Origin of the sequence: Micrococcus sp. HSID17227, from assembly GCF_003989405.1 — a bacterium.
GTDB classification, from domain to species: domain Bacteria; phylum Actinomycetota; class Actinomycetes; order Actinomycetales; family Micrococcaceae; genus Micrococcus; species Micrococcus luteus.
The window spans coordinates 1-2,328 of record NZ_RBLN01000299.1 but is presented as its reverse complement, the minus strand read 5'-3'; the positions used below and the strand labels follow the sequence as shown (position 1 = coordinate 2,328).

At 74.7% G+C, this 2,328-nt stretch carries 2 protein-coding genes; one reads left to right on the top strand and one right to left on the bottom strand.

Annotated elements, in window-relative coordinates:
- Window positions 1-497: 497 nt before the first annotated feature.
- Window positions 498-746, top strand: a complete 249-nt coding sequence (locus D8M29_RS11025; protein ID WP_002854852.1) for a WhiB family transcriptional regulator — start codon at window positions 498-500, stop codon at window positions 744-746.
- 62 nt (window positions 747-808) lie between these two features.
- On the opposite strand, the gene D8M29_RS11020 is transcribed toward D8M29_RS11025, so the two are convergent.
- On the bottom strand, window positions 809-2,328 hold a 1,520-nt coding region (locus D8M29_RS11020), incomplete at its 5' end, for a sensor histidine kinase (RefSeq protein WP_370450169.1).

The following is a 2,328-nucleotide window of genomic DNA, read 5'->3' as shown; positions in this document are numbered from 1 at the left end:
CCACGGGCGCGGCTGCGGCCGCGCGGGCGGCGACGAGCAGGCCCAGGCCGGGGGGGGGGCGGACGGCACTGGCGGCCGCGCCCGACGACGCGGAGGGGGCGAGGGGGGCGGGGCGGCGGGACTGTGTCATGGGGCCTCTCCTGCGGGACGGCTGCGGGGACGGACGTGTCCCCCACGGTACGCCGGGCGGTGCGCGGGCCAGGTTCGCGGCGACGCGCCGTCCCGGGCATGGGTGTGACGAAGGACTCGCAGTGCAGCGAGGTGATGCACCTCATTCACCTCTTGTTCACTCGTGAGGGCCGTGCGAGGATGGCACGCGAAAGATTTCCGGGGGCCGCGTTCGTACGAAGGCGGTCCCCGTTGCAATGACCAGGGTCGCCCTCCGTATCGGTCGTGCCGCGCGTCGTCCGCGCAGGCCCCCGCGCCCGCCGCCGGCGGAGGCCGTGACCACCGGCGCCCGCGGGCTCCGGCTCTTCCGACAGAAAGTGAGCGGACCGATGGATTGGCGCAGTAAAGCAGCGTGCCTGGACAAGGACCCGGAGCTGTTCTTCCCGGTGGGCAACACCGGCCCCGCCCTCCTGCAGATCGAGGAGGCGAAGGCGGTGTGCCGCTCGTGTGAGGTCGTGGACACGTGCCTGAAGTGGGCCATGGAGTCCGGCCAGGACTCGGGCGTCTGGGGCGGCATGAGCGAGGACGAGCGGCGCGCCATGAAGCGCCGCGCCGCGCGTGCCCGCCGCGCCTCCTGACCCACCCGGACCACCGGCCCCGTCGACGACGTCGACGGGGCCGTCCTCAAGCCCGGCCGGGTTCACGTCAGGGGCAGTCGCAGCACGACGCGCGTGCCGCCGTCGTCGGACCGCTCCCAGCGCAGGGTGCCGCGCAGGTCCCCCTCCACGAGCGAGTGCACGATGCGCAGACCGAGCCCCGATCCCTCGCCCGCGCGGGGGGACTCCCCCGGCACCCATCCGTCGGGGGCGGCGGGGCCGCTGTCCGTCACGGACACGACCAGCACCGTTCCTGCGGGGGTCGACTCGCGGTCGGCGTGCAGGCCCACGCAGCCACCGCCCGGCGCCGTGCCGTGCTCGACGGCGTTGGCCGCCAGCTCATTGAGCACCAGCGCCAGCGGCGTGGTCACGTGGGAGGGCAGTTCACCGAACTCACCCGTGACCGCGACCTGCAGCGGCCTCCCGTCCCCGGACACCTCGACGGCCAGGCGGAACTGCCGCTGCAGCAGACCGTCCACGGGGACCTGGTCCTCGATCTCCTCGCTCAGCGTCTGGTGGACGAGGGCGATCGTGTCCACCCGCTGCATCGCCTGACGCAGCGCACGCTCCGCCTCGGGCGAGGACGTGCGCCGCGCCTGCATGCGCAGCAGCGATCCCACGGTCTGCAGGTTGTTCTTGACGCGGTGGTGGATCTCGCGGATGGTCGCGTCCTTGGTGAGCAGACGCTGCTCCTGGCGGCGCAGCTCGGTCACGTCGCGCAGCAGCAGCAGCGCCCCCTGCCAGCCGTCCGGACCGAGGAGGGGGACGGAGCGCACCGTCAGCGACGCCCCGCCGGACTGCACCTCCCGACGTCCGGCACGCAGCCCGGTGAGCACGGCCCACGTCCCCTCGTCGGTGGGCACACGGGCGGCCTCGGTGCTGGCCAGCACGTCGGTGAGCCGGTGCCCCTCGAGGGTCGAGGCGATGCCCAGCCGGCGCAGGGCGGAGACCGCGTTGGGACTGGTGAACTCGGCGACCGAGTCCGGCCCGAGCACGACGAGGCCGTCCCCCACCCGCGGCGTGCCGCCTGCCCAGAGGCCGGGAGGCTCCTCGGGCGCCGGCCAGCGGCCGTGCTGCATCATGTCCAGCAGGGTGCTGGCCGTCCGGCTGTAGTTCTCCTCGATCACCGAGCGCGCCGGCCGGCCGTTCGGGTCCGCGTGCGCGGAGACGACCGCGATGACCCTCCCGGCCCGGACCACCGGCCACAGACGCACCTGCAGCGTGCCTCCCGGGGCCTCGACGGGGCCGGCCCCCTCGGCCCGCTCCCCGCCGTGCCACGTCTGCCCGACGACGGCCCGCAGGTCCGCGCGGGCGCGCGAGCCCACGATGTCGCGGTGGAAGAGGGTGGGAGCGGTGAAGGGCCGGACCTGGGCGAGGGCGACGAACCCTCCGGCCTCGTCGCGGCGGGGCACGGGGCACCAGAGCACGAGGTCCGCGAGCGCCAGGTCTGCCACCAGCTGCCAGTCCCCCACGAGCCGCTGCAGCCAGGCGCGGTCCTCGTCCCGGATGTCCGGGTGCGACGTCAGGGGGTCCTGCGCGAGCGAACTGACCATGGGATCAGGGA